This is a genomic window from Serratia grimesii NBRC 13537 (assembly GCF_001590905.1).
GTDB classification, from domain to species: Bacteria; Pseudomonadota; Gammaproteobacteria; order Enterobacterales; family Enterobacteriaceae; genus Serratia; species Serratia grimesii.
The window spans coordinates 373,574-399,992 of sequence record NZ_BCTT01000003.1; the positions used below are offsets into that span (position 1 = coordinate 373,574).

The following is a 26,419-nucleotide window of genomic DNA, read 5'->3' on the forward strand; positions in this document are numbered from 1 at the left end:
CGTTTCAGTAATAATCTAATTTAAATCGAACGGTGGAATAAAAGTCCCCCGCCCGCAATACTTGTTGGTTACCCACTAGTCGCAGTGAATAATTCAGCAGCATCTCGCCCGGCATAATATTTACTGCCGGTAAAGCCTCACCTGGGGTGGCGATATATCCGCGCTCATCGGTAATTTGCAAAGCGACACCGCGCGCAGCACCAGACACACCAAACCCACCGGTATCAGGACTACCGTCAAAGGTAATCTGAAAGCGCCGCCAATCCGGGAGTGCCGGATTGATTCGGCCCAGTACACAATTCACCAGATGTATACGGAATGCCAGTGACTGCCCCCGCCCCTCACGTACAATCTGACCAAACGGGAGTGTCGCCATATCGATGGTCTGATAACGGCTGCCAGTATCAATAGCGCAGGCGGTTTCAATAATGGCGCCTTGCATATTAATCCGTCCCCAGCCGGACGACATGGCCCCCATTGCAGGTTCTGCAAGGAATAAACTCAGCAATGCAAGCGCCGTCATAGCGCGAAAAAAAGGGAACATAGGCACTCCGACATCGGCAGCGGTGACAGAAATACATGCGGAAATCCGCATGTATTTTTTAAGCAAGGTGTTACTGATAAGCCAAGGTAAAGTTGACTACGCTTTTGAAATCACCCGGCACAACCGCTGCATCTTTGACGCCATCGCCTTTCAGGAACGCGGAGAAACTCATGGTATTATTGCCATCTTGCAACACCTGCTTTTTGCTTGGCGTATTCAGTTTCAATGGGGAACCATCGCCGTTGGTGAGTGCGATGCTGGCGCCTTTCGCCGCACCGGTCATACCCAGCAGACCGTTTGCGCCCTCAATACCGGTAAAGGTGGTGGTGACGTTTTTAGCCGTACCCAATACACAACCTTCGAGTTTAACTTCAAAGCTTGCAGGCTTAGAGCTACCGCCATTAGCCAGCGCCACGTTAGAAACCTGACCCAAATCAACCGTCTGATTAATATCACTCAACGCAATAGAGCACGGCGCATCAATAATTGAGCCACTGAACGTAACCGTTCCGTGCCCCTGATCGCCAGCCGCATGCGCTACAGAAATGGCACCCAGAGACAAGATAGCTGACAACATAATTTTGTTTAATTGCATGATTGGTTTCCTTTAAGTCGTATTAGTTAATAAGTCACCTTGTTATATATCGGCATTACCCGACACACATATTAAGAGGGCAATTTACTCATCTAACTGCCCACTCCCTGGCAACGAGAAAAATGGTAACCCTTACGACAATAAACAGCAAAATAATCAAATAATTATCACAATAACGATATTAATAACTTTTTAAATTAGATAATTTATATTTTTATTCTGTTTTGAGTAAAAAACAGACAAGTCACTTGGTAAATATAACCAATGAAAACAAATAAAATATATCTTGAAAAAATAAACTTGACCGGATTAGGAATAATCTTGTAAATTAATTTGACGCCAGCATAAAAAAACGCTCATCTGTGCATTACCGTTCACAAAATTATTGACAGCCATAAAAATGAAATATGTACTAAACCTGACAGTAGCATTTGACTTTGATAGTAGACGGTTATCTCTTCGCAATGATGACCGGATTTTTATTGATTTAACCAAACCGGCCACACGCTTATTAATTGAACTCATCAAAAACAACCGAACCAATACCTCCAGAGAAGACTTGCTGAACAACGTCTGGATTAATTATGGATTTTCCGCCTCAAATGCCAGCTTAAATAACTACATCAGTGAGTTAAGACGATCTTTTGCTACGTTGGAAATGAACAGGGACGTGATCATTACTATCCCTAAAGTTGGTTTCAGGCTGGATGCGGACATTCAGACCATTGCCAGATTTGGCTCTCCAGAAACCTGTAAGGAGCAGGTACTGGATGATTTATCGGTAGCCGCAGAGCAGCCGGACGATTCCACAACACAGGTAAAACGAGAAGGCTCTCCCGCACCGCCCATAGATATCGTACCTCCGCAAATCGAGGCTGGCAGTAACACTGCCGCGGTTGCGAAAACCACAAATTTAAAGGCCACAATAAAAATAAAACTGCTGTCATTGTGCCTGGCGCTGTTGGTTCTGTTCATCTACTTTATGGCAACAAAGCCAGACAATACCGTCCCGGTAGAGCAGCTCTTCCAAGAGGGGCAGTGCACGATATACTCACTTGGCCCAGATAAAGACACGCCAAATATGCTGAGCAGGATCAAACTGCACATCGCCAAAATGAACATAGACTGCCGCAGCGTAAAGCGCGATGTTTTCTATATTGAAGAGCTGCCTGAAAAAAACGTCAACAACACAATTTTTATTTCGGTTTGTGATAAATCAGAGGACAACCAGTACAGAACCTGTCGAAATAAATTTGAAGACACACGGAAAAATATAAAGTGAAAACAGTACATTGCGCACCAGCAATCATTATTGCTGTCATTTTAACAGCATCTGTAATTTTGATAATTTGCAACAACCGTCCGCAAGACATTGAAGAGTTTAACTGCCATGCCCAACTGAGTCAGAGTGCCTATACCAATAACAACACAGGCGAAACCATACGCACGAATGCTTTCGTTACCGTTTTTTTGACAAAGAAAGACGGCGGTTTTTTTTCAATGGCAGGTACCATCGAGAATGGTGGTGTCATTCATGACCTGAGAAGAGTAGCTAACTTCTCTATTTCACAAGAGACCTTGCTCGGGATGAGAAAAATCATAATAAAAAGTGTGGACATTAGCCCCAGCGACAACACACCCGACAAAATTTGGAACGATTATGTTGTGCCTGAAAAGGCTGGAATACCGTTGTATGTAAAACTAAAAAAAATAAACAGCAACACTATCGTCATTAATTCGCTGTCGCTCCCTTACCTAATGTGCGTTATGCAGAAGAACTGAAGACAGTAATATCCCACGCATAGGCCTAGAATCCTGATATTACCGCTGAAACCCCATGCCGATCCACGTCTCTCTACCCTTTTGGGGCAGAGAGACGTGTTTATTTAACACATGCCGATGGGTATATCCTGTAAAATGACGATTCGCTAAAAAACCAAAGCATGCTCAAATTCATTTATAAAATAGATAAAAAATATAAACCGAATAATAAAACAGTATAAAAAACCATATACTCATGCTAACGACAATTATTTTGCCATGAAAAACTCAAGAACATATTATAAACCTATTGATTTACGCTCATGACATAAACCATCACTGCCAGAAGATGGCACAGGCGCATAACAATGAAACGAAAAATAACTATCTTGTTCATGGATCAGAATCGTTACTTCACGGAAGGGTTGCGTCAGGGGCTCTCTCATTATTTCAACGACCAAAATATTAACGCTGTTTTTACCGAGAACACGGCATATAAAAATACCGCCGACGTCATATTTTTCGCCGTCGAATCACGTAATAATATGCAGCATCATTATTCATTAAAGTTAATACATCCATCAAGGCAATGCCTGCTCTTGATTACCGAACGCGACCAGATTTTGCCGCAGAACTCCCCTTTACTTAAGGCGTGTCGCCGTATTATCAGCCGGGAAAGCAACATTGATAATGTCATACGGCAAGTAGAACGCTCACTCGCCCTACAAGAAATTCCTGGAGAGACGGATGCCGATAAACACACTGCGCTGTCGTGCAGAGAGTTCGATATTATGCTTCACCTGTCGTTTGGCAACAGTAACTCTGCCATCGGTCGTCATTTGAATATCAGCGAGAAAACTGTCAGTAACCATAAACGGTCCGCGATGCGCAAACTGAATCTACATCGAGATTTTGAGCTTAATTATTGGCTATTACATGGCGGCCTTTACAGCGTCAATAGAGGACAACAGCGTTAGACTCATAACCCCTCCCTCGTGACCACGCTACACGGGCTGCCACCTGCCCCGGCTAACTCGCGCGTAGTTTGCCCCTACAATAAAATTTCACTTCACATATTGATAATGATTATCATTCGCAATATTATAACTCCGTTGGCCCCGGCAGTGGCCGACAATCATCTCTACATTACAGGCAGTCGTACGGCAGGCCGCCTTCGGGCGGCCTTATTCGGAGGCATATGATCGAACACAGTGATCGGCAAGAATATAACGTCACCCCCGCGAGAGTGGCATTCATCCATAACAACACGGAGAACGCTGTATGAGTCAACAGCCACTGACCGCTATGCTGATGCTGGTTTATGTGCTGCTGATGGTGCCTGCACTCTTCGCAATCGACAACCGCCTGAGCACGACCCGCTGGGGCCAGGGTCGCCTCATGCGCAAGACGGTACAAACAGGGTTCGTTATCGCTCTGACGCTGCTGTTTTTCGGCCTCATGACGTTATTGTATTGATGCAGACTAACTTACTGCCACTGGCAGCGCCCCCTCTTCCTTCACCACCGTCGTTTTGCTACTCAAGGCAAAGGCTGAGATCAGGGTAAACAGCAATGCGATGCAGCCGAGGATCAGATACGAGGTTTTAAACCCGTAATTGACGTACATCAGGCCCGCCGCATAAGACATGCCAATGGCCGAAAGCTGCTTGAAGAAGCAGAACCCCCACAGATAAATCGATGCCGAGAGGTTAACGTTAAACTGTGTCGTGATGTATTTGAAAATACCCACCAGCAGGAAAGGGACCTCAAACATATGCAGGGTTTTGAGGAAAATCACCGCCGTCACTGAGTCCGCCTGGGACGAACCAATAATCCGTACAGACATTATCAGCCCGGCTATCAGCAACGCGTTCTTTCCGCCAATGCGGTTGATGATCAAGGGTGCAAAAAACATGATAAAGGCATTAAGAAACTCGCCTAGCGTCGTCACATAGCCAAACGCCTGCGTCCCCGCGTGGCGATCGCTGAAAAACGACGTGAAGAAGTTGGCGAACTGCTGATCGAACACGTCGTACACGCAGGCCACCCCGACGATATACATCACCAGGCACCAAAATTTACGCATTTTCAGCAGGCTCAGCGCCGCTTTTAATTTGATGGGTTTGTGGTTCAACGCTAAGCCATCCGCGACCGCCAGCGTGTTGTTTTGCTCAGGTTTAAACAAATAAAGCAGACCGGCCAACACCAGCGCAAAGCTCGACGCCAGCCAAAACGCAAACTGGTTGTTAATCGTGAACATATAACCGACGATCGATGCGCAAATCGCCCAGCCGATACAACCAAATAAGCGCGCGCGGCCATACTCAAATTGGCTGCGTCGGCTCACCTTCTCAATATAGGCTTCTATCGCCGGCGATCCCCCACTGCACACCAGCCCCAGGTAAATACCGCATAACAACGCACCCAGCACAAAGTTGGTTTGCAGCAGCGGCGAGAAGACATAGATAAACAAAGGCGCCAGAAACAGCAGCAGAAAGATGATCATCCACAACAGATGCTTTTTCAGGCCAAATTTGTCGGTGACAAAACCAAAGATAGGCTGGAATACCAAGGCAAACAGCGCCATACAGGCGAACACTAATCCAGTTTGCTGTTGATCGAGCTGGTTGACGTCATGCAACCAAATCGGAAAGAACGGCAGCACCGCACCCATGATAAAGAAATAGAAAAAACAGAAAGCACCGAAGATCCAAAAGTTCTTGTTCTTTAAATAAAACATGGCTCACCATCCCATTTATGACGGCGCAGGAAACCCTGCGCCTTGTGCGTTTTGAGGAGGTAATACAGTTAGTTCAACGATCAGTGGTAAGCAGGCAGCCAATTACCGTGGGCTTCAATCAACTCGTCACAAAGTTTACGAATATCATCAATCGACAATTCAGCAGACGTATGCGGATCCAATAGTGCTGCATGGTAAATCGCGTCACGTTTATGGGTTACTGCGGCTTCGATAGTCAGCAGTTGGGTGTTGATATTGGTGCGGTTGAGCGCCGCCAGTTGCTCCGGTAAATGCCCCACGTAACATGGCGAGATGCCCTGCCCATCCACCAGACAGGGCACTTCGACACAGGCCTCTGCCGGTAAATTGGTAATTAAACCCGTATTAAGCACATTGCCGCCAATCTTGTAGGGACGATCGGTTTCCATCGCTTCAATGATGTAAGACGCATACTCATGCGTACGGGTGTGTGTCAGGTTGGCGTCATTGGTCAGCGCCAGTTTACGTTGCTGCCATTGTTCAATCTGTTCAATACAGCGGCGCGGGTACTCGTCCAGCGGAATGTTAAAGCGCTCAATCAGTTCCGGATAGTTACGTTTAATCCAATAAGGCATGTACTCCGCGTTGTGCTCAGAAGATTCGGTGACGTAGTAGCCGAAGGTTTTCATGATTTCATGGCGCACCATATCATCGTGCTTGCCTTGCAAGGCATTGGCGCGGCGTTTGATCTCTGGGTACAGATCCTCGCCATGGCGACGAACATCCAGCAACCAGGCCATATGGTTAATGCCTGCGATGTGGAACTGCACATCATCGGTCGGCATATCCACGCTTTTCAGCAGCGTTTCTGCGCAGACCTGCACGCTGTGACACAACCCCACCGTTTTCACCCCCGTATGACGCAGCATTGCACCAGTTAAAGATGCCATCGGGTTGGTATAGTTCAACAGCCAAGCATCTGGGCAAACCGCTTCAATATCCCGGGCGAAATCAAACATCACCGGAATGGTGCGCAGTGCACGGAAGATGCCGCCTATCCCCAGGGTATCGGCAATGGTTTGCTGCAAGCCGTACTTTCTGGCAATGGTAAAGTCGGTGATAGTACAAGGATCATAACCCCCGACCTGGATAGCATTCACCACATAGTTGGCATTTTTCAATGCCGTACGGCGATTTTCCACCCCAAGATAAGGGGTGATCTTCGCCCTGCCGCCATTTATATTGCGGTTGATATTGTTCAACATGGCGCAAGATTCGTTAAGGCGCGCACTGTCAATGTCATATAGCGCGATATCCACTTCTTTCAATGCCGGCGTCGCCATGATGTCGCCGAGTACGTTCTTGGCAAAAATGGTGCTGCCCGCGCCCATAAAAGTCACTTTAATCATCGTATTTCTCCGCTGCACGTGTTTTCGATAGGCTGAAATTACCCTGCAACGCCTGAATGAGATATGGATGAATGTGACCGTGTTATGGCGAAAAATGACGCACCGCAAAAACTGTGAGCTAAGTCGGGATTTGATGGTAACCCAGCCGCGACACTGCCATTACACTGCTACAGTGAATGTAAAAACAGGGACAGTATCTGATGCATAAGAGCTTTACGCTGAACCAGACCGACAATATTGAGCTGAACCTGTACCAATATGGCGAGGAGAACTGTGATAAAGGACATCGCTTTGGCCCCGCCGTACGCCAGCACTATTTATTTCATTATGTGATAAGCGGTACCGGCGTCCTGCATAGCGAGTACGGTTCATTTCCCGTTGTTGCCGGAGAGGGTTTTTTGATTCACCCACACGACGTAACCACCTACTGCGCTGACAAAAAAGATCCCTGGCATTACATGTGGCTGGAAGTCGACGGGCTCATTGCCGGTAAGATTTTCGAAGAATGCCGTCTAAGCCGTCAATTCCCGATTTATCGGCCCAGCGAAACTGGCGATGATGCCCAGGCACTTCACCATCTACGGCAGATCGTGGCCCATGGCGATGAACACCGGCTGAAAGTCCTCGGACTGAGCTATCTGTTTTTTTCTGCGCTGATCGCCAATTCGGTACAAAGCAGCACCGACTACCCCAGTGACAAAACACTGCATCTTCACAAGGCCGTTAAACACATAGAAAACCGATACCATGAACACCTCACCATTGCGCGTCTGGCAGACTACTGCAATATCAACCGCAGCTATCTGTGCAGGCTGTTCAAAGGCGCATACGGCATTGGGCCGAAGGAATACTTACTTAATTTCCGCATGAATATCGCCGCCAGCCTGCTGCGTAATAGCCAGACGGCAATCAAAGTGGTAGGGATTTCTGTCGGTTATGAAAACCAACTGCACTTTTCCAAAGCCTTCAAACAGGTCCACGGCCAATCGCCGGCGAAATGGCGGCAAGAAAACGCTCAGGAACCACGATCCAGCACGTGACGATCAAACATCGTTACTGCCTGCCACAGCGCTTTCCTCAACAGCATGCGATTTTACGCGCGGGTACTTCCACAACCAGCGACCACTGACCATACGCCAATAGAACAAGGCACCGCGTACCGCCCAATCCATAAACATCCCCAACCAGACACCAACGACGCCCATTCCCAGCATAATGCCCAGCGTATAACCGGCTACCACACGGCAGCCCCACATGCCCAGCATCGACACCCACATGGCAAAACGCGCGTCGCGCGCGCCTTTCAAACCGGCAGGCAGCACCCAGGATGCAGCCCAGATCGGCATAAAGGCGGCATTAAGCCAAATCAGGACCTTCACCACCTCTTTCACGTCGTCTTGTTGGGTATAGAATGCGGCGAACACGCCGGCCAATGGCGCCGTCCCCCAGGCGATCACTGTAAGTCCAATCGTCGCTAGCCAGAAGATATGCCGCAGTTGCCGTTCTGCCTGGGCTATCTGCCCTTTCCCCAGACGTTTTCCCACAATAATGGTCGATGCCGACCCCAAGGCATTGCCCGGTAGGTTAATCAATGACGCGATAGAGAAAGCAATAAAATTGCCGGCGATAACATTGGTGCCCATACCGGCGACAAACATTTGTGTCAGTAACTTGCCACCGTTAAACAACACCGACTCGATGCTGGCGGGAATACCGATCCCCAACACTTCCCAGAGGATATTGAGTTTTAATGGGGTAAAGTAACTTTTCAGTGTGATGTGCAGCGCCGGGTTAAAACCGATCATGAGGACATAAATAATCGCAATAGCACCGATATAGCGCGAAATGGTCAGCCCCAGCCCGGCGCCGACGAAACCCAGGCCGTGCCAGCCCAACATGCCATAAATCAGGATGCTACTGATGATGATATTCAGGATATTCATGCCGCCGTTAATCAGCAGCGGGATTTTGGTATTCCCGGCGCCACGCAGCGCGCCGCTGCCAATCAGTGCAATGGCAGCAGCCGGGTAACTCCATACCGTAGTTTGGAGATAGGACAGTGCCAGCGCCTTTACCTCTGGCGTGGCAGCACCGGCGATCACATCAATAATTTGTTCGCCCGCCAGGTGAATACCCGCGGCCAACACCAAGGCAACCAGGGTCATCAACACCAAAGATTGACGTGCCGCCGCGCGTGCTCTTTTACGATCCCGCTTGCCCAGGCTGAAAGCCACCACCACCGTAGTCCCCAAGTCCACGGCGGCAAAGAACGAGATAATCACCATGTTGAAGCTGTCAGCCAACCCCACCCCGGCCATTGCTTCCTTGCCGATCCAGCTCACCAGAAAGGTACTTAAGACCCCCATCAGCAGGACACAGGCGTTCTCCATAAAGATCGGCACCGCCAGCGGCGTGATCTCACGCCAAAACAGCACGCGGTAGCTTTTCCGTTTGGCGTACCAGGGGGTATTTTCTACACGCTGACGCAGGGCGGCATATGGGTTCAAGATCGGCTCATGAGATAAAAGTGAAACAACATTTCAAATAATGAGCGACAGATGCTTATCCTGCAAAGAATATTTTGAAAATGCGCCGAGAATTGGGGATTGCCAGGTGCGCAGCGTGCCGCACCGGCATTAATCATGCACTCACTACTCCATATAGTCTTCCTGATCGGACTTTGCTGCGGCAATAAAGTTCGCGGTGCGATTTTCCATCGAAGCGCATTTATCCGACAGCAACTGGCGGTCCTCCAGCACAGCCAGATAACGTGCCTGGGCCAATGCCGGCAATTTCTGATAGCCCGCGGCATGGGTATCCCAACCGCGATGCTCCGCTACCCGCATCGCGGTACGTTGTAATTTAACATCATCAGGAATGTCCGAACGGTGGCAGTTTTGTCGCAGGAAATGGCTACCAGCCAACATAGTGGAAAGATGATCCAATTGCGCTTGCAGCGGTGGAGCCGGTTTATGCTCCTTTTGCTGGCAACCCGCGATAAGTAACAATGCCGCAGCGCCAACAATGGAAGTGCGTAACAGTACAAACATAGTGATTACCCGCAAAAATAGTGATGGTTAAAATGATATTAGGTGAGCCATAAAATACTGCAAGGCGATGTACGGGCATTATTTCTGAGGGCGATGGGGAGAAAAGGCACAGTACATAACGAGCCGAATGCTGGTTGAAAACACAGTATTTACCGTGCAATGATAACGAAACACCTAAGGAGATTGGATGAAAACCGTCGAAATTCTTTTGTATAGCCTACAGCCCAATACTGGCGTGGCATTTCATCAAATTATGCATGAGATAAGTGTGCCATTGCACCTGGACTGCGGCATGGATGTCGTTCGCTACGGTCAATCCCTGCATGATCCGGACAACTATTATTTAATCCGGGCCTACGATAGCGCAGAACATCTCGAAGCTTCCCAAAATGCCTTCTATAGCAGCCATGCCTGGCGTGCAGGCCCACGGGAATCCATCATTGCGCTCATCGCCACCAGCATAAAATCCGTCATTACACTGGATAACGTCGCACTTGGGGCATTAAGGCAAGCTGACTTATGAACAACGCCAATGCGATGCGTTATTTTTTGGCTATTTGCTTACTCATTGCGACAATTAATCACCTTATTGCCGGCGTGAAGTTTGGTTTTCTCTGGGATTATGGTTACGGCGAGCAGGCATTCTTCGTCAGCCGTCTATTTTGGGGCAGTCTGACTTTCCTTGATCCGCTGGCGGCCTATCTTCTTTTTGCCAAACCCAAGGCCGGTATTGCCAGTACGTTAGCCATCATTACCCTTGATGTCCTGCACAATGGCTATTACGTTTACCTTAATCACCAATGGCTCGAACCTTTCTTTATCTTCCAATGTGCATTTCTGGTTATCAGCTATCTCTTTGCCGTCAGAATAAAAAGAATGGGTTTTGTTCAGGCAAGACAGTAAAGGGTGAAGCCGTAGGCAGCAGAAGTGATTTTTGATCGCGATGGGGCATGTGAGGCGTGGATCACAGACAAAATCGTCTGTAAGTGATTGAATAATGGCGGAGAGAGGGGGATTTGAACCCCCGGTAGAGTTGCCCCTACTCCAGTTTTCGAGACTGGTCCGTTCAGCCGCTCCGGCATCTCTCCTTCAAGTGCTTGCTATCATGCCCCTTTTTGCGGCATTTTTACAGAGTTAGCCTCCAGCCGAATGTGCAAGTGACGACTTTACGAGCAACGCGATGATTAAATGGCCGTGGAAAACGCATCAACCGCAGGCGGAAACGCTTGCCCAGTGGCAAGACGCGCTGGCAATTCCCCTGCTCTCTCCGCTGGACGAGCGGGAACAACAACGGCTGGTTGCCGTTGCCGGGCAGATTTTGCAGCAAAAACGCATTGTCCCCTTACAAGGGCTGGTGCTGACGTCGCAAATGCAGGCGCGCATTGCCCTGCTATTCGCCTTGCCGGTAATGGAGTTGGGCGCCGAATGCCTCGACGGTTTCAATGAGATCTTGCTCTATCCGACCCCTTTTGTAGTGGAGGATGAATGGCAGGATGATTTTGGGCTGGTGCATTCCGGGCCAGTAGTACAATCTGGCCAAAGCTGGGAACAAGGGCCTATTGTGCTCAACTGGCAGGACGTACAAGACTCTTTTGATCTCTCCGGTTTTAACCTAGTGATCCACGAAGCAGTGCACAAGCTGGATATGCGCAACGGCGGCAGCGCGACAGGCATCCCACCTATTCCGCTACGCGATATTGCCGCCTGGGAGCATGACCTGCACGCCGCGATGGAAAACCTACAGGACGAGATCGACATGGTCGGTGAAGATGCCGCCAGCATGGATGCCTACGCCGCGACCGATCCCGCCGAGTGCTTTGCCGTGCTGTCAGAGTATTTTTTCAGCGCCCCCGAACTGCTGGCCAACCGTTTTCCGGCGCTGTACCAGCATTTCTGCCGTTTCTATAAACAGGATACGCTGGCACGTTTGCAACGCTGGCAAGCTGACGGCGGCGCAGAACTGCTGTAACCACGCCCGTATTGCTCAGATGCTGAGCAGTCGCACCGAATCGGCGAATTTAGCGTTGACACACTCTGGGTGGCTGGATATGATGCGCCCCGTTCAGACAATTCCTCTGTAGTTCAGTCGGTAGAACGGCGGACTGTTAATCCGTATGTCACTGGTTCGAGTCCAGTCAGAGGAGCCATATTAGAGACGCCCGCTTAAGGAAACTTAAGCGGGCGTTTTGCTATTGCGCCGTTTCACACTTTCCCTTTCTCGCTAACCTCATCTTGTTGATCTTCTGTTTTTACTCGCATATAGTTAGGCGCCATACTACATGGCGAGATCAATCATGAAACTCGAGCAAAAATACCTCTCCCTGCTTCAAGAAGCTCACCGACGCCAGCTTCCTGATCTGGAGAATATTCGATTATGTTTTCAGACACTCTCGCTGGCTTCAGCCATCGATCGGGATTGCGCCTCACTGCTGGCACCTTATGCCCTGTCTGAAGGCCGCTTCGTCATGTTGTTCTTGCTTGATGCCGCCAAAGAAGGGCTGGCACCTAATGAACTGGCGGAAAAAGCAGGCGTGACCCGCGCTACAGTCACGGGCCTGCTAAATGGCCTTGAGCGAGAACATCTGCTTGAACGCCACGCCGATATCAGTGATCGCCGTGCACTGCGCGTTCGACTGACTCACAAAGGTGAACACGTTGCCAAACAGGTATTTGAGCAACATAGCCAATGGATTGCGGGATTGTTTGGAAACCTCTCCGCTGGCGAACAAGCTCAATTGGGTTTGTTACTTGAAAAAGTCGCAGCCAACTTAACGCCGGTCGAAGAGGAGCCATCGATATGAGCCACTCTCCTACACGTAAAGGGGCAACCCGCGTTTCAGACATTGCTCCTGATATTCTGGATGCATTATCCCGTGGCGAGCAACAGAGCGCCACACTGGTCGAGGTATTGGCCCTTGACCAAATCTTATTGTTACACACCGCTTTTCCTGCCCTTTCCCCCCACGCACTACAAGCTGCCGAATCGGCTTGCAAGCAAGGAATCGTCAAGCGAATGGAAGGCATTGGTGCCATTTTACTGAGTGAACTTGGTACAGCAGGCATTGAACAATGCATGGCACACCGTTCAGATACAGTACGAGGCTGGGCCTGTTTTATGATTGGGGCGCAGACTGAAATGTGCTTAACCGAAAGACTGGACGCCATCCGCCCTCTGGCTGACGACGGTCATTTCGGTGTGCGTGAATGGGCTTGGCTGGCGGTACGCCCGCATTTGGCGAAAGAGCTCGATAAGGCTATCGAACACCTGAGCGTCTGGACAGGTGCGTCCTCTGAGCGTATTCGTCGTTTCGCCAGTGAAGCATTGCGGCCACGCGGCGTTTGGTCTGCGCACATCGCGGCACTTAAACAACAGCCTGAACGCGCATTACCCATTCTTTCTCCGTTGCGGGCTGATCCGTCCACCTATGTGCAAGACTCGCTGGCCAACTGGCTCAACGATGCCGCAAAAAATACCCCCAAGTGGGTAATGGATTTGTGTCAGCAATGGTTGCAAGAATCCCCCTCTGCCGCGACCCACCGTATTTGCCAACGCGCGATGCGCAATCTGAAATGAAGGAGAAACTGCCCATGGCCCATTATCTGATTGAGTTATATTCCCCCAATGCAAAATGGGAAGCGTTGCCCGCCGAAGAACGGCGGCAGTTCATCGACAACATCCAACTTGCGATGGGCAATCTATCCCACCTTGGCGTCGACGTTCTGGCATTGGGTGAAACGGACAGCACTGTCGACAAACCAACGGAGCATCGTTTTCTGGGTATCTGGCGTTTTGCTGATATTCAAACGCGGGATAGGTTGCTGGCGGGCATTAAAGCCAGCGGCTGGTATAACTACTTTGACCATGTCAATGCCGCGGGGAGTGCCGCTGGTTTCGAGACCCATTTAGCTACGTTAGCCGCTGGCTAATCACGCAGTAGCCCCTCATGAGGTGTAATATTACGCCGATATCAGGCACCACGAATGGTCCCACGCCAGACAAAATCGGCGTGGTACAACCGTGTTTCACCCGGCATCTCCTGCCCTAATGCCGGCATCATGCTCTCTTCTTTCTTTTCTTCCGCCATCAGCCACGAGACCGCATCCTGCGCAAACAACGCCACCGGTTGAGTAAATGTGGTCAGGTTGTAAGAGGACCAGGCCGCCTGCGGAATATCATCGTAACCTGCAACACACAGGTCCTCTGGAATGCGGAGCCCAAAACGATGCCGCGCCTCATCCATAAAACCGCAGGCCAACAGATCGGTCACGCAGAAGACCGCGTTTGGGCGCTCGCGCCGGGTCAGCAGCCGGTGTGCCAGGATCTGGCCGCTTTCATAAGACGTGGTGCCAAAACGTTCAACGCTCACCTGCAACCCCGCACCTTCTGCCGCCTGAAGAAAGCCGCGTTCACGCGCCATCAGGCTGGGCGTGCCGGCCAATGAGTTGGCAAAAGCAATGCGCTGGCAACCTGCACGGGCAAACGCCATTACCACCCTGCCCGCCGCCTCTTCATTATCGAGTCGGATGCTGAGTGACCCCGGCAAGGTGTCGTTGCGGTTAATCAGCACCAGCCGCTGACCATGCTTGTGGCACAAGCGGGCAATGCCACTGTCCGGCATCCCAGAAAGCACAAAAGAGGCATCTGCCCGAAAGTTAATTGCCTGCTGCAATGCCTGGGAAACGCTGTCATCAGAGCGATCGGTATTAATCAGCATGGCAATTTTCCCCGCATCCTGCAGATGTTGGGTCAGCAAGCGAACCAGGCTGGCCCGATAGGGTGTCGCCAGCTCTGAGACGATCAGGCAGACGATACCGCTACGGTTACGCACCAACCCCCTCGCCAGATGATTAACGTGATAACCCAGTTCTTCCGCCGCGCGCATCACCCTTTCACGGGTCGTTGCGGACACGCTGGCACCGGGCGTATAAGTCCGCGAAACGGCCGAGCGGGAAACTCCGGCCAATTCCGCCACATCTTTCGCACTGATCATCACCTTATCCACTGCCATCTTCACATCCATCAGTTTGTGCTCTGGGAAAAGTTTGCCGCACTTTGCAAAGCTGTGCAAATTTTTATCGGTTAAATTGTTTCGTTTTTGTGACGGATAGGTTGAATTGTTTCATCACGCGATTGACAGCACAATTTTTATCCTCTAGTTATTTGCACACACGTGCAAAAAAATAGGCGACAACGTATCGCCACCCTACACAACCAAGGAGAACACCATGCATCGCGTTACTCTGATAGCGGCCCTCGCCGCTGGCTCTGCACTCTCTGCTTCACCTGCTTTCGCCGCTGGGAAATTGAACATGATCTGCTCCGCCGATGTTGTGGTCTGCGAACAGATGACCAATCTATTTGAGAAACAACACCCGGACATCAAAGTCAGTATGGTGCGCCTTTCCGCGGGTGAAGCCTATGCGCGTATTCGTACCGAAGCCCGCAACCCACGCACCGATATTTGGTGGGCAGGCACGGGCGATCCCCATATGCAGGCCGCCGACGAAGGGTTAACCCAGCCGTATAAATCTCCACTGCTTGATCAACAGCACGACTGGGCGCGCAAACAGGCTGAAAGCGCCGGCTACCGTACCGTCGGCGTCTACGCCGGGGCGCTGGGTTGGGGTTACAACACCAAGCTGTTGGCAGAGAAAAAACTCAAGGTACCTGCCTGCTGGAGCGATTTGCTGGATCCGGCCTTTAAAGGCGAGATCCAGATGGCCAACCCAAATTCGTCCGGTACCGCCTACAACACCCTCGCCACATTGGTGCAAATCATGGGGGAAGAACCGGCCTTCGATTATCTGAAAAAACTCAACGCCAATATCTCACAGTACACCAAATCTGGCTCTGCGCCGGTGAAAGCTGCGGCACGTGGCGAAACGACCGTCGGCATCGTTTTTATGCATGACGCCGTCGCAATGCAGGTGGATGGGTTCCCGATCAAAGCGGTCGCGCCTTGCGAAGGTACCGGATTTGAAATTGGCTCCATGTCTATCGTCAAAGGCGCGCGTAACCTCAATGAGGCCAAGGTGTGGTACGACTGGGCACTCGGTGCTGACGCCCAGTCACACATGAAAGATGCCAAATCCTTCCAGTTACCCTCGAACCGTAACGCGGCCATTTCCGAATACGCGCCACGCTTTGAGAACATCAAACTGATCGATTACGACTTTAAAACCTACGGTGCGACAGAGAAACGTAAGGCACTGCTCAGCCGTTGGGATAAAGAGATCGGCGCCAGCGCCCAATAATTCACGTCCTTTTCCTCACGTATGTTATGCGCTCTGCGATAAACCGGGCGAGGCAACACTCGCCCGTGCAAGCAGGGTGAAGGAAATATAAACACTCGAGGTTACGATGAATGCTCAAAACCGCCGCCTTGACGGGGCTCTTGTGCTGGGCGCATTGGCTTTGCTGCTACTGCCCTGGTACAGCCTGGAGGCCGGGTTCTTTGACTTTGGCTGGCTAAGTACGCTGTGGCAGGATCAAGCAAGCGCACCGGCACTGTGGCAAATTCTGGTGTTTCAGCGCCCCTGGCTGACAATCGCTTTACTGATGCTAGTGGTTTGCGCACTGGCGCGCTTGCTGCACGTTAGCCGTTTGCGCTCACAGCTCCTGATGTGTGCCAGTGCCATCGGCGTTGTTTTTCTTTTATTTGAAGGCCATGCCATCGGCTACAGCGGTTGGAATTGGCAATGGAGCGAGCATCTGTTTGGCGCGCTCAGCGACGGTCAACCGGCGTTTGGCGCGGGCGCTATTTTGCTGATCACCACGTTTCTGTTGCTGTTCTCTTTTGCACTTGCCGAACGCGGTGTGCTGAAAGGTGATGCCTTTGTGGTGGCTGCCATTGTGCTGCTGGTCGCGCTGGTCACCACCTTTGTGCTTTACCCGGTGCTGAGCATGTTTGTCGCTTCCGTACAGGACGTAGACGGTTCATTTAAACCCGATGGCCTGATCGCCAATATGCAAGACCCGGCGATTTGGAGCCTCAGTTGTCTGAAAGGCGGCAGCTGTGGCACCGCCTGGCGAACGCTGACGTTGGCGCTGATGACAGCCAGCGGTTCTACGCTTCTCGGTCTGGCTTTTGCGCTGGCTGCTACACGCACGCCGTTGCCGTTTAAGAAAGGTCTACGCTTACTCACCGTCCTGCCAATCATCACGCCGCCGTTTGTGATTGGCCTGGCGCTAATGCTGTTGTTTGGCCGCGCCGGCGTCGTCACCGAACTGCTTGCCAGCCTGTTTGGCATTGAGCCAGGTCGTTGGCTGTACGGGCTGACCGGTATCTGGATTGCCCAGGTACTTTCCTTCACTCCGATCGCCTTCCTGGTACTGATTGGCGTGGTAGAAGGTGTCAGCCCCTCACTGGAAGAGGCCTCACAGACACTGCGGGCAAACCGCTGGCGCACCTTCCGTTATGTTTCACTGCCGCTGATGGCACCCGGCTTGGCCAACGCCTTCCTGATCAGCTTTATCGAAAGCATGGCGGACTTTGGTAATCCGATGGTGCTTGGCGGCAGCCATGGCGTGCTGTCGACCGAGATCTTCTTCTCGGTGGTGGGTGCGCAGAACGATCCGAGCCGTGCCGCGGTTCTGGCAATCATCCTGCTGTGCTTTACCCTCAGCGCCTTTATTCTGCAACGCCTGTGGCTGGCCGGGAAAAGCTTCGCTACCGTGACCGGCAAAGGCGATTCGGGCATGCACTGTGGGCTGCCGCGTGGATTGCGTTATGGCGTGTACACATTGGTCATCCCTTGGGGTCTGTTCACGCTGGTCATCTACGGCATGATCCTGATCGGCGGTTTCGTCCAGTCATGGGGACTCGACAGCAGCCTGACGCTGGGCCATTACGCCCGTGCCTTTGGCTTCCAGTGGAATGGTGGTCAGATAGTCTGGACCGGTGTTGCCTGGAACTCGTTCTGGACTACGCTGGAGATCGCGTTGATCGCCGCACCACTCACGGCCATCGTTGGCCTGCTCACTGCGTGGTTAATTGTGCGGCAGAAGTTTGCCGGTCGCCAAACCTTTGAGTTTTTATTGATGCTCAGCTTTGCCATTCCCGGCACGGTCATCGGTGTCAGTTACATCATGGCTTACAACCTGCCACCGCTGGAGATCACCGGCACCGCGCTGATTCTGGTCGCCTGTTTTGTGTTCCGTAATATGCCGGTTGGTGTGCGCGGTGGCATTGCCGCCATGAGCCAACTGGATCGTAGCCTGGATGAAGCGTCACTGACGCTACGCGCCAGCAGTTTCCGCACCCTGCGTAAAGTCATACTACCACTGTTGAAACCGGCGATCAGCGCAGCGCTGGTGTATGCCTTTGTGCGTGCAATTACCTCCATCAGTGCGGTGATTTTCCTGGTTAGCGCCCAGTACAACATGGCCACTTCCTACATCGTTGGATTGGTCGAAAACGGGGAATACGGTGTAGCTATCGCCTACTCCTCCGTGCTTATCGTCGTGATGTTGGCGGTAATCCTCACCTTCCAGTTGCTGGTCGGCGAACGTCGCCTGCGCCGCGCAATCCGTATTGCCACACCGCCGGTGACGCCTCCACCGGCTCTACATCAGGAGAATGCCGTATGACTGCCATTTGTTCCGGCTCGGTGGTGTTTGAGAACGTCACCAAACAGTTTGCCGATTTCACCGCCGTACCCGGCCTGTCACTCACCGTCGAACCGGGCACACTGGTGACATTGCTCGGCCCGTCTGGCTGTGGCAAAACCACTACCCTGCGCTTGCTGGCAGGCCTGGAACACCCAACCTCTGGCCGTATTCTGATTGGCGGCAAGGACGTCACGCATCTGCCCGCCAACGAACGCGACGTCGCGATGGTGTTCCAATCCTACGCATTGTTCCCGCATATGAACGCGCTGGACAACGTCATGTACGGTTTACTCGCCAGCGGCCTGCCGCGTAAAGAGGCACAGGACCGCGCACGCGAGGGGTTGAAACTGGTTGGCCTGGAAAACATGGGCCAACGTCTCCCCGCAGAGCTCTCTGGTGGACAGCAGCAGCGCATTGCCGTAGCGCGTGCGCTGGTATTGGAACCGCAGGTGTTACTGCTTGATGAGCCATTATCCAACCTTGACGAACGCCTGCGTCGCCGTGTTCGCACCGAAATCCGTGATTTGCAGCAACGCCTCGGTTTCACTGCGGTATACGTGACTCATGATCAAGAAGAAGCTTTAGCGGTCTCCGATAAGATTATCGTCATGAAAGAAGGGCATATTGCCCAACAGGGCGCGCCTCAGGAGCTTTATCATTCACCAGCATCCGTGTTTATCGCTGACTTTATGGGCGAGGCCAATATCTTGCCCTGTGATATTGAACGCGTCGAGGATGGTGAGGCGCTAATCACCCTCGGCAGCCGTCAGTATCGGGTTCCGGGTACCAAAGCACGCCCCGGCACCGCGCAACTGTCGGTACGCCCGCAATTTATTACTCTGCAGCCGGAGCAAGCTGGCGCATTAAACGGGGAAATAACCCATAGCACCTGGCTCGGGGACCATATCGAATATGAAGTGAAAACCGATCTCGGTGCGCTATTCATTGTCGATGTACAGATGGAGCGCCAACTGGCGCCAGCCACACGCGTGGCCGTTGATTTCAAATCTCAGGGGCTGGCACTGATAGCTCAGTGAGCCTCAAAACGTTAAGGATCAAACATGAATGAGCCCATTTCCCAGCGTCTGTCGCTGGCCGAACAGGCGGCGCGTGCCGCCGGCACCAAAGCGCTGGACTATTTTAACCGTCGTGAAAGCCTGGTGATTGAAACCAAACGTGATGCACAGGACGTGGTATCCATTGCCGACCGAGAAGTTGAACTGTTGATCCGCGAACAGATCGCCAGTCAGTTCCCGGACGACGGTTTTTTGGGGGAAGAGTTTGGCTTGCAACCCGGTAACTCAGGTTACACCTGGGTGGTGGATCCCATCGATGGCACCAGCCCGTTTGTTAACGGCATGCCAAACTGGTGCGTGTCCATCGCCGTGATTCACCACGGTGAGCCGGTGATCGGTGTGATCGTTGCACCCTGCCAGCAAGAATGTTTTATCGCGGCACGCGGCGCGGGGGCGACGCTCAATGGCAAACCGCTGCGGGTAGACCCAAAACGTACGATGCAAAACCACGTCACCGGTTTTGGCGCTAACAGCTATGTCACACCGGAACGCGTCGGTGAGATCGCCGCCGGTATCACCGCGTCGGGCGGCAATTTCTTCCGTAATGGGTCGGGTGCCATGATGCTGGCTTGGGTTGCAGCCGGACGTTTGGTGGGTTACTACGAACCCTATATGCATGCCTGGGACTGTCTGGCGGGTTACTGTCTGGTCAACGAAGCCGGTGGCTGGACGCATCCGTTCAATACCGACGGGGAACATCTACTGCGTGGCGGGCCGGTGCTGGCCGTCGCGCCAGGGGCCAAACAAGATTTAATGCATATCGCACAACTGTAATTCAGACGGCTCACAAATCTGTTTAGGGTTAAACCGGTGGGGTCGAGCCTGTTCGACCCGATTTAACCCATTGATTATGCTATAGGGCGCAGTATGCAGCGCCCTTATTCTTAGCACCTACAACCCGCGTTTTTCCATCAACACAGCCAGATCAACCAAACGGTTAGAGAAGCCCCATTCGTTGTCGTACCAGGCCAGAACCTTGACCAGATTCCCACCAATAACCAACGTCGAAAGCCCATCAATAATGGATGAACGTGGGTCGCCTTTATAATCGCTCGATACCAAAGGCTCATCGCTGTAACCCAGAATATCCTTGAGTGGGCCCGACTGCGCCGCCTGACGGAACGCGGCGTTGATCTCTTCAGCCGTCACGTCACGTTTCAACGTCACCGTTAAGTCAACGATAGATACTACGGGCACCGGCACACGTAACGAATAACCGGTTAAACGCCCGTCCAATGCCGGGATCACCTTGCCAAGGGCTTTCGCGGCACCGCTGGAGTAAGGCACTATCGACTCCGCTGCGGCGCGAGCGCCACGTAAGTCTTTTTCCGGTTGGTCATGCAATGCCTGGCTGTTGGTGTAGGCATGGGTGGTATTCATCAGGCCATATTCAATACCGAAGGCCTGATGCAGGACCTGAGCCGCGGGCGCCAGGCCGTTAGTGGTGCAACTGCCGTTGCTGACCACACGGTGCTTCGCCGGATCGTACAGATCCTGATTAACGCCCATCACTATCGTAATATCGTCGTCTTTGCCCGGAGCCGAGATAATCACTCGCTTGGCCCCGCCTTTCGTGATGTGCACTTCGGCCTTGGCTTTGTCAGTGAAGAACCCCGTCGCTTCGATAACGACGTCAACGCCCACGCTTTTCCATGGGATAGCGGCCGGATCTCTTTCGGAGAAAACATGAATCGGCCGACCATCGAGCAGTAGCTGGTTTTCACCGGCTTCAACATTGGCTGCCAATGTGCCCGACAACGAGTCGTATTTCAGCAGATGCGCCAAGGTTTTGCTGTCGGTTAAATCGTTGATCGCCACTATCTCAAAGTCACTGCGCCCCAACGCAGCACGCAACACATTTCTGCCGATTCTGCCGAATCCATTAATGCCTACTTTGACCATGATCTACTCCTTCGTTATTGGCTCTGCTGCCAATGTAGGTCGAAGGCGTTATGACGTAAATGACGTTTATAGATCAATTTACGCCAACACGCGTGAATGGAAACGTTCGCGATACTCGGTAGGTGTCAGTTGTAAATGTCGTTCAAAAACGCGCCGCAGATTGAGACCATTACCAAACCCGCAGTTCATGGCGATTTGCTCAATACCTTCAGCACTCTGTTCCAAACGTTGCCGGGCCAGATACAGGCGCCCTTCTTCAACAAATTTAGCGGGTGAAATGCCCGTCTCACGCGTGAACACGCGGGTAAAGTTTCGCGGGCTCATCGCGACCCGCTCTGCCAGTTTCTCTACACCGAGATCGCTGGACAGGTTTTCCAGGATCCAGGACTGGAGATCGCGGATCGGGCCAGGGGTTTTAGCCTGATTCAAAGGATAACGACTGAACTGCGCCTGACCGCCAGGCCGACGCAGGAACATCACCAGGTCTTGCGCCACTTCGCGTGCCTGAACAAAACCGTAATCGTCTTCCACCAGCGCCAGGGTGAGATCGAACCCGGAACTGACACCGCCGGAGGTCCAGACAGAGCCATCCTGAACATACAGCGGCCCATTTTCGACGTGTATTTTGGGGAAGCGGGCCTGCAACGTTTCCAGCAGTCGCCAATGGGTGGTTGCCCGGCGTCCATCGAGTAAACCAGCCTCTGCAAGTAGCAAAGCGCCACCGCATACCGACGCAATACGTCGCGCTTTAGGTGCGGCGCGGCGCAGCCAGTCGACAACGTAGGCACTTTCTTCTTCGGTCGCGCCTTTTCCGGTCACTATGATGGTGTCGCGCTCCTGATCAGGATCGAGATCCGAGAGACGATGATCGGCGAGCAGATTCAATCCAGACAAACCGTGCACCACCCGATGGGGTTGCGTGGTGGCCAGCGACATTTGATAAAGCGGCGCGTCATGAGGCCTCAAGCGGTTGGCCTGCATCAGGATGTCAGCGATTCCCGCCGACTCGAACAACATGCCCCCTTCGGGGACGATAATCAGAAATGTATGCATGTCCTTAAAATACAAATTGAACAAAATAAGTCAAGAACGTGTTATCCGCAGAGGCACGTTAGTTTGCTGCCCCTGCTTTGAATTTCAGAGAAGCCCACCACAGGCGGTTCAGGCGGGCTTGTCGTCATCGAACTATCAGCGCCAACCCAGCGCCGGGGCGACATGCGTCAAGATCGATTCAATCACATGGGCGTTATAGTCAACGCCCAGTTGGTTTGGCACGGTCAACAGCAAGGTGTCCGCTTCGGCAATGGCTTCGTCCTGCGCCAGTTGTTTGATCAACAGCTCTGGCTCAGCGGCATAACTGCGTCCGAATATGGCTCGGGTCTGCTGATCGATATACCCCACCTGATCGCCTTCCTGACCGCTATTGCCGAAATAACTGCGATCCTGCGAATTCATCAATGCAAAGATACTGCGGCTGACCGACACACGGGGTTCGCGCTGATGCCCTGCTGCTTTCCAGGCTTCACGGTACTCGCGAATTTGCTTGGCCTGCTGCACGTGAAACGGCTCGCCCGTTTCGTCATTTTTTAACGTCGAGCTTTGCAGGTTCATCCCCAATTTCGCCGCCCAGACTGCTGTGGCGTTCGAGCTGGCCCCCCACCAGATACGATCCCTCAAGCCTGCGGAGAAAGGCTCAACACGCAACAGTCCCGGCGGGTTGGGGAACATCGGCTGTGGGTTCGGTTCGGCAAAACCTTCACCACGCAGCGCATCGAGTAACACCTCGGTATGGCGACGGGCCATATCGGCTTCGGTCTCGCCTTCGGCGGGCGTATAGCCAAAGTAACGCCAGCCCTCAATGACCTGCTCGGGAGAACCGCGGCTAATGCCAAGCTGCAAGCGTCCACCAGAAATCAGATCAGCAGCACCGGCGTCTTCGACCATATAAAGTGGGTTTTCATAGCGCATGTCGATCACACCGGTGCCGATCTCAATACGTCGAGTTTTTGCGCCAATGGCAGCCAACAGCGGGAACGGCGAGCCTAGCTGACGCGCAAAGTGATGCACGCGGAAGTAAGCCCCATCCGCCCCCAATTCTTCTGCCGCGACAGCGAGATCGATGGATTGCAGCAACGCATCCGCAGCAGAACGGGTACCCGACTGTGACGAAGGCGTCCAGTGACCAAACGAGAGAAATCCAATTTTCTTCATAGGAGTAGCCCTTAGATTCAATTATGACCGGATTACAGTGACAAAAATGCCCCCGCTCAGGCCAGAAAAATTGTGTGCGATCGCACTAAACGAACCGTTTTGAGCTAACGAAAGACGCCCTTATTGCAGCCCAACTCGACCGCCCGATCGTTGTAATCAAAAAGTAAATATCGTATAACAGGCTCCTCCGAGGGGTGTCCTGTTACGGGCTGAGATGGCGCAAGCCGAACCCTTTGAACCTGATCTGGGTCATGCCAGCGAAGGGACGGGTCGGCAATAACACCATCAGTCATTGCCTGTTCATACCTCAGCGCGCCCGGATCTCCACACACTTTTGGAGGTCCCATGTTTACCCCTCAATTTGATAATGGTCTTTACGGACGGCTGCGCCAGCAGGCCGGTAGCCACTGGCAGGACTATGTCGCACACCCTTTTATTCAGCAACTGGCTGCCGGCACACTACCTGAGCCCGCATTCCGCCGCTATCTGACCCAGGATTACCTGTTCCTGATCCACTTTGCCCGCGCCTATGCGCTGCTGGTCAGCAAACTGCGGACCCTGCCGGAGATGCGTGCGGCCACCGCCTCCCTCAACGCCATTGTCGCCGAACTGCCTTTGCATCTGGCCTATTGCGCAGACTGGGGGCTGAGCGAACCAGACATTGCCGCCGAACCTGAGGCCGCAGAAACCCTCAACTACACCCGCTATGTACTCGATATCGGCCACGCCGGTGATGCGCTTGATCTGCTCGCCGCGCTGATGCCCTGCGTCGCCGGTTATGCCGAAATTGGCTTGCGGCTGCTGGGCGACCCTGCCACGGTAATGGAAGGCAACCCTTATGCCTCATGGATCCGTAACTATGGTGATCCTGCCTATCTGTCCGGGGTGCAGGCCGCACTCGATCTACTGGAAAACGTTGGTCACCAGCGTGGAGCTGAAAGCCGACTGGCCGAACTGTCGACCATCTTCACCACGGCGACCCGGCTGGAGTCTGCCTTCTGGCAAATGGGGTTGAATGCCAAATGAGTAGCGGTAACGCTCAGTATGACGGCGTGCGACCGGGTATTCAGGTGCGGGATTTGACTCTGCGCTTTGGCCAGCAAGTGATTTTCGACCGGCTAAATTTCGATATCGCAGGCGGCAGTTTTGTCGCCTTGCTCGGCGCAAGCGGTGCAGGGAAAACCAGCTTACTGAAGATCATTGCCGGGTTGGCGAAACCCACGTCCGGCACGGTCACAGGCAGCGATGGCCTGCCGATCCCCGGCCGCATCGCTTACATGGGGCAAAAAGATTTGCTCTATCCGTGGCTAACCATTGATCAAAACATTAGCCTCGGCGCACGGCTACGGGGTGAAAAAGTCGACCGTTCCTGGGCAGAACATCTGCTGGAACGCGTAGGTCTGAGCGGGTATGGCAGTGCCTTGCCGGCGGCCTTGTCCGGTGGGATGCGCCAACGCGCAGCCATCGCCCGCACCTTGTATGAGCGCCAACCGATCGTATTGATGGATGAACCTTTCTCGGCGCTGGACACCATTACCCGCGCCAAAATTCAGCAGCTTGCCGCCGATCTGCTGGCACAACATACCGTGTTACTGATTACCCACGATCCCATGGAGGCCTGCCGCCTTAGTCACCGCTTGCTGGTCTTGTCGCGCTATCCCGCCGGCATTGACGACAGCCATGTCATTGAGGGCCTGCCGCCACGTGCACCGGACGATCCCCAACTGCTGAAAAGCCAGAGCGAGCTGCTGCTGCAACTGGTGAGGGCAGCCGAATGAAACCTATGGTGGAAAGCCGCCTGTCACGAATACGCCGCAGCCTGACAGTATTTGTCGGTCTGTTATTGCTATGGGGATGGGTCACCTTGGGTGATATACCCGCCTTCCTGTTGCCTTCACCGTCTGCGGTCGCGCAGGCGCTTTGGAATGACCGGGCTTATCTCGCTTATCACACGCTGATTACGGCCTCAGAAATAGCCTGCGGCCTGCTGGCAGGGGTGTTGCTGGGGGCCGCGCTAGCACTGTGCATGATTTTCTCGCCACGGCTGCAACGCTGGCTGATGCCCCTGGTGCTGACCAGTCAGGCGATCCCGGTGTTTGCGCTGGCCCCGCTGTTAGTGCTGTGGTTTGGTTTTGGCATGAGCGCCAAAGTGGTGATGGCGGTGCTGGTGATCTTCTTCCCTGTCACCTCCGCATTCTTTGATGGACTGCGGCGGGTCAATAACGACTATCTCGACCTGGCACGAACCCTGCGCGCCTCCCCCTGGGCCCAACTGCGGCATGTGCGGCTGATGGCGGCGTTGCCGGCCTTCGGTTCCGGGCTACGCATGGCCGCCGCCGTCGCCCCGATAGGCGCCATCATCGGCGAATGGGTCGGTTCGGCGGAAGGTTTAGGTTACGTAATGCTTAACGCTAACGCACGCATGCAGACCGACGTCTGTTTTGCTGCGCTGTTTATTCTGGTGCTGATGACCGTCTTGCTCTGGGTGACGGTAGACGCGCTGCTGCTACGCCTTATTAACTGGGCGCCGGAAAATGACTGA

General features: G+C 52.8%; 28 protein-coding genes, 2 tRNA genes and 1 riboswitch. Of the genes, 19 read left to right on the plus strand and 11 right to left on the minus strand.

Annotation, left to right across the window (positions count from 1 at the left end; translation table 11 throughout):
• Positions 1-4: 4 nt before the first annotated feature.
• Both SGR01S_RS04120 and SGR01S_RS04125 read right to left on the minus strand, forming a co-directional pair.
• Positions 5-544, minus strand: coding sequence for a fimbrial protein (locus SGR01S_RS04120; protein ID WP_061806609.1), 540 nt, complete (start codon positions 542-544; stop codon positions 5-7).
• Between the two features lie 70 nt (positions 545-614).
• Entirely contained in the window at positions 615-1,139 is a 525-nt protein-coding gene (locus tag SGR01S_RS04125; protein ID WP_037417161.1) for a fimbrial protein, read from the minus strand.
• A gap of 400 nt (positions 1,140-1,539) precedes the next feature.
• Between SGR01S_RS04125 and SGR01S_RS04130 the strand changes: the two genes are divergently transcribed.
• From SGR01S_RS04130 to SGR01S_RS04145, 4 genes are all read left to right on the plus strand, one after another.
• Entirely contained in the window at positions 1,540-2,421 is an 882-nt protein-coding gene (locus tag SGR01S_RS04130; protein WP_051922543.1) for a transcriptional regulator, read from the plus strand.
• Positions 2,418-2,921: a FidL-like protein gene (locus SGR01S_RS04135; RefSeq protein ID WP_037417159.1), complete on the plus strand. Its 504-nt coding sequence runs from the start codon at positions 2,418-2,420 to the stop codon at positions 2,919-2,921. The genes SGR01S_RS04130 and SGR01S_RS04135 overlap by 4 nt, the downstream gene beginning before the upstream one ends.
• A gap of 347 nt (positions 2,922-3,268) precedes the next feature.
• Positions 3,269-3,877: a helix-turn-helix transcriptional regulator gene (locus SGR01S_RS04140; RefSeq protein ID WP_037417157.1), complete on the plus strand. Its 609-nt coding sequence runs from the start codon at positions 3,269-3,271 to the stop codon at positions 3,875-3,877.
• Positions 3,878-4,181: 304 nt separating this feature from the next.
• Positions 4,182-4,376, plus strand: a complete 195-nt coding sequence (locus SGR01S_RS04145) for a hypothetical protein (RefSeq protein WP_037417155.1) — start codon at positions 4,182-4,184, stop codon at positions 4,374-4,376.
• A 6-nt stretch (positions 4,377-4,382) separates the two neighbouring features.
• Here SGR01S_RS04145 and SGR01S_RS04150 read toward each other — a convergent pair whose 3' ends face one another.
• Entirely contained in the window at positions 4,383-5,639 is a 1,257-nt protein-coding gene (locus SGR01S_RS04150; protein ID WP_037417153.1) for an MFS transporter, read from the minus strand.
• Between the two features lie 80 nt (positions 5,640-5,719).
• Positions 5,720-7,027, minus strand: coding sequence for an alpha-glucosidase/alpha-galactosidase (locus SGR01S_RS04155; RefSeq protein ID WP_037417150.1), 1,308 nt, complete (start codon positions 7,025-7,027; stop codon positions 5,720-5,722).
• A gap of 200 nt (positions 7,028-7,227) precedes the next feature.
• On the opposite strand from SGR01S_RS04155, the gene SGR01S_RS04160 reads away from it, so the two are divergent.
• Positions 7,228-8,067, plus strand: coding sequence for an AraC family transcriptional regulator (locus tag SGR01S_RS04160; protein WP_037417147.1), 840 nt, complete (start codon positions 7,228-7,230; stop codon positions 8,065-8,067).
• 3 nt (positions 8,068-8,070) lie between these two features.
• Here the strand turns inward: SGR01S_RS04160 and SGR01S_RS04165 are convergent, their stop codons facing one another.
• Positions 8,071-9,534: an EmmdR/YeeO family multidrug/toxin efflux MATE transporter gene (locus tag SGR01S_RS04165; protein WP_061806610.1), complete on the minus strand. Its 1,464-nt coding sequence runs from the start codon at positions 9,532-9,534 to the stop codon at positions 8,071-8,073.
• Between the two features lie 144 nt (positions 9,535-9,678).
• Complete coding sequence (gspS, locus tag SGR01S_RS04170; RefSeq protein ID WP_037417141.1) at positions 9,679-10,077, minus strand: type II secretion system pilot lipoprotein GspS; 399 nt, start codon at positions 10,075-10,077, stop codon at positions 9,679-9,681.
• A gap of 187 nt (positions 10,078-10,264) precedes the next feature.
• On the opposite strand from gspS, the gene SGR01S_RS04175 reads away from it, so the two are divergent.
• Together SGR01S_RS04175 and SGR01S_RS04180 are read left to right on the plus strand one after the other, a co-directional pair.
• A complete protein-coding gene (locus SGR01S_RS04175; RefSeq protein ID WP_061806611.1) occupies positions 10,265-10,600 on the plus strand; it encodes an NIPSNAP family protein in 336 nt (111 codons plus the stop codon).
• Positions 10,597-10,980 (plus strand): hypothetical protein, encoded by a 384-nt coding sequence (locus tag SGR01S_RS04180; protein ID WP_061806612.1) that lies wholly within the window; start codon positions 10,597-10,599, stop codon positions 10,978-10,980. The genes SGR01S_RS04175 and SGR01S_RS04180 overlap by 4 nt, the downstream gene beginning before the upstream one ends.
• Positions 10,981-11,075: 95 nt before the next feature.
• Here SGR01S_RS04180 and SGR01S_RS04185 read toward each other — a convergent pair.
• A tRNA-Ser gene (locus tag SGR01S_RS04185) sits at positions 11,076-11,165 on the minus strand.
• Between the two features lie 92 nt (positions 11,166-11,257).
• On the opposite strand from SGR01S_RS04185, the gene mtfA reads away from it, so the two are divergent.
• The 5 genes from mtfA to SGR01S_RS04210 all read left to right on the plus strand — a co-directional run bounded on the left by mtfA (position 11,258) and on the right by SGR01S_RS04210 (position 14,004).
• A complete protein-coding gene (gene mtfA, locus SGR01S_RS04190; protein WP_061806613.1) occupies positions 11,258-12,046 on the plus strand; it encodes a DgsA anti-repressor MtfA in 789 nt (262 codons plus the stop codon).
• A gap of 102 nt (positions 12,047-12,148) precedes the next feature.
• A tRNA-Asn gene (locus tag SGR01S_RS04195) sits at positions 12,149-12,224 on the plus strand.
• A gap of 147 nt (positions 12,225-12,371) precedes the next feature.
• A complete protein-coding gene (locus SGR01S_RS04200; protein ID WP_172479786.1) occupies positions 12,372-12,878 on the plus strand; it encodes a MarR family winged helix-turn-helix transcriptional regulator in 507 nt (168 codons plus the stop codon).
• Positions 12,875-13,651, plus strand: a complete 777-nt coding sequence (locus SGR01S_RS04205) for a hypothetical protein (RefSeq protein WP_061806614.1) — start codon at positions 12,875-12,877, stop codon at positions 13,649-13,651. Before SGR01S_RS04200 ends, SGR01S_RS04205 begins: the two co-directional genes overlap by 4 nt.
• 14 nt (positions 13,652-13,665) lie before the next feature.
• Entirely contained in the window at positions 13,666-14,004 is a 339-nt protein-coding gene (locus SGR01S_RS04210; protein ID WP_061806615.1) for a DUF6616 family protein, read from the plus strand.
• Between the two features lie 41 nt (positions 14,005-14,045).
• Here SGR01S_RS04210 and SGR01S_RS04215 read toward each other — a convergent pair whose 3' ends face one another.
• The gene (locus tag SGR01S_RS04215; RefSeq protein ID WP_061806616.1) at positions 14,046-15,086 is read right to left on the minus strand and encodes a LacI family DNA-binding transcriptional regulator; all 1,041 of its coding nucleotides are present in this window, start codon (positions 15,084-15,086) and stop codon (positions 14,046-14,048) included.
• A 217-nt stretch (positions 15,087-15,303) separates the two neighbouring features.
• Here SGR01S_RS04215 and SGR01S_RS04220 point away from each other — a divergent pair, with 217 nt between their 5' ends.
• The 4 genes from SGR01S_RS04220 to SGR01S_RS04235 all read left to right on the plus strand — a co-directional run bounded on the left by SGR01S_RS04220 (position 15,304) and on the right by SGR01S_RS04235 (position 20,538).
• Positions 15,304-16,332 carry an ABC transporter substrate-binding protein gene (locus SGR01S_RS04220; RefSeq protein WP_061806617.1) on the plus strand — a complete coding sequence of 343 codons (1,029 nt, stop codon included), beginning with the start codon at positions 15,304-15,306 and terminating at the stop codon, positions 16,330-16,332.
• 106 nt (positions 16,333-16,438) lie between these two features.
• On the plus strand, positions 16,439-18,667 hold the full coding sequence (locus SGR01S_RS04225; RefSeq protein WP_061806618.1) for an ABC transporter permease: 2,229 nt from the start codon (positions 16,439-16,441) through the stop codon (positions 18,665-18,667).
• Positions 18,664-19,725, plus strand: coding sequence for an ABC transporter ATP-binding protein (locus tag SGR01S_RS04230; protein ID WP_061806619.1), 1,062 nt, complete (start codon positions 18,664-18,666; stop codon positions 19,723-19,725). Before SGR01S_RS04225 ends, SGR01S_RS04230 begins: the two co-directional genes overlap by 4 nt.
• Before the next feature lie 24 nt (positions 19,726-19,749).
• Positions 19,750-20,538 carry an inositol monophosphatase family protein gene (locus tag SGR01S_RS04235; protein WP_061806620.1) on the plus strand — a complete coding sequence of 263 codons (789 nt, stop codon included), beginning with the start codon at positions 19,750-19,752 and terminating at the stop codon, positions 20,536-20,538.
• 117 nt (positions 20,539-20,655) lie between these two features.
• On the opposite strand, the gene gap is transcribed toward SGR01S_RS04235, so the two are convergent.
• The 3 genes from gap to SGR01S_RS04250 all read right to left on the minus strand — a co-directional run bounded on the left by gap (position 20,656) and on the right by SGR01S_RS04250 (position 23,877).
• Complete coding sequence (gene gap / locus SGR01S_RS04240; protein ID WP_037417112.1) at positions 20,656-21,666, minus strand: type I glyceraldehyde-3-phosphate dehydrogenase; 1,011 nt, start codon at positions 21,664-21,666, stop codon at positions 20,656-20,658.
• A 78-nt stretch (positions 21,667-21,744) separates the two neighbouring features.
• Positions 21,745-22,719, minus strand: a complete 975-nt coding sequence (locus SGR01S_RS04245; RefSeq protein WP_061806621.1) for a GlxA family transcriptional regulator — start codon at positions 22,717-22,719, stop codon at positions 21,745-21,747.
• Positions 22,720-22,854: 135 nt separating this feature from the next.
• Complete coding sequence (locus SGR01S_RS04250; protein ID WP_061806622.1) at positions 22,855-23,877, minus strand: LLM class flavin-dependent oxidoreductase; 1,023 nt, start codon at positions 23,875-23,877, stop codon at positions 22,855-22,857.
• A 180-nt stretch (positions 23,878-24,057) separates the two neighbouring features.
• A riboswitch (TPP riboswitch) is annotated at positions 24,058-24,160 on the plus strand.
• 62 nt (positions 24,161-24,222) lie between these two features.
• On the opposite strand from SGR01S_RS04250, the gene tenA reads away from it, so the two are divergent.
• From tenA to SGR01S_RS04265, 3 genes are read left to right on the plus strand one after another with little or no spacing between them, the layout of a single operon-like run.
• A complete protein-coding gene (gene tenA, locus SGR01S_RS04255) occupies positions 24,223-24,903 on the plus strand; it encodes a thiaminase II (protein ID WP_061806623.1) in 681 nt (226 codons plus the stop codon).
• The gene (locus tag SGR01S_RS04260) at positions 24,900-25,655 is read left to right on the plus strand and encodes an ABC transporter ATP-binding protein (protein WP_061806624.1); all 756 of its coding nucleotides are present in this window, start codon (positions 24,900-24,902) and stop codon (positions 25,653-25,655) included. The genes tenA and SGR01S_RS04260 overlap by 4 nt, the downstream gene beginning before the upstream one ends.
• A complete protein-coding gene (locus tag SGR01S_RS04265; protein ID WP_061806625.1) occupies positions 25,652-26,419 on the plus strand; it encodes an ABC transporter permease in 768 nt (255 codons plus the stop codon). The genes SGR01S_RS04260 and SGR01S_RS04265 overlap by 4 nt, the downstream gene beginning before the upstream one ends.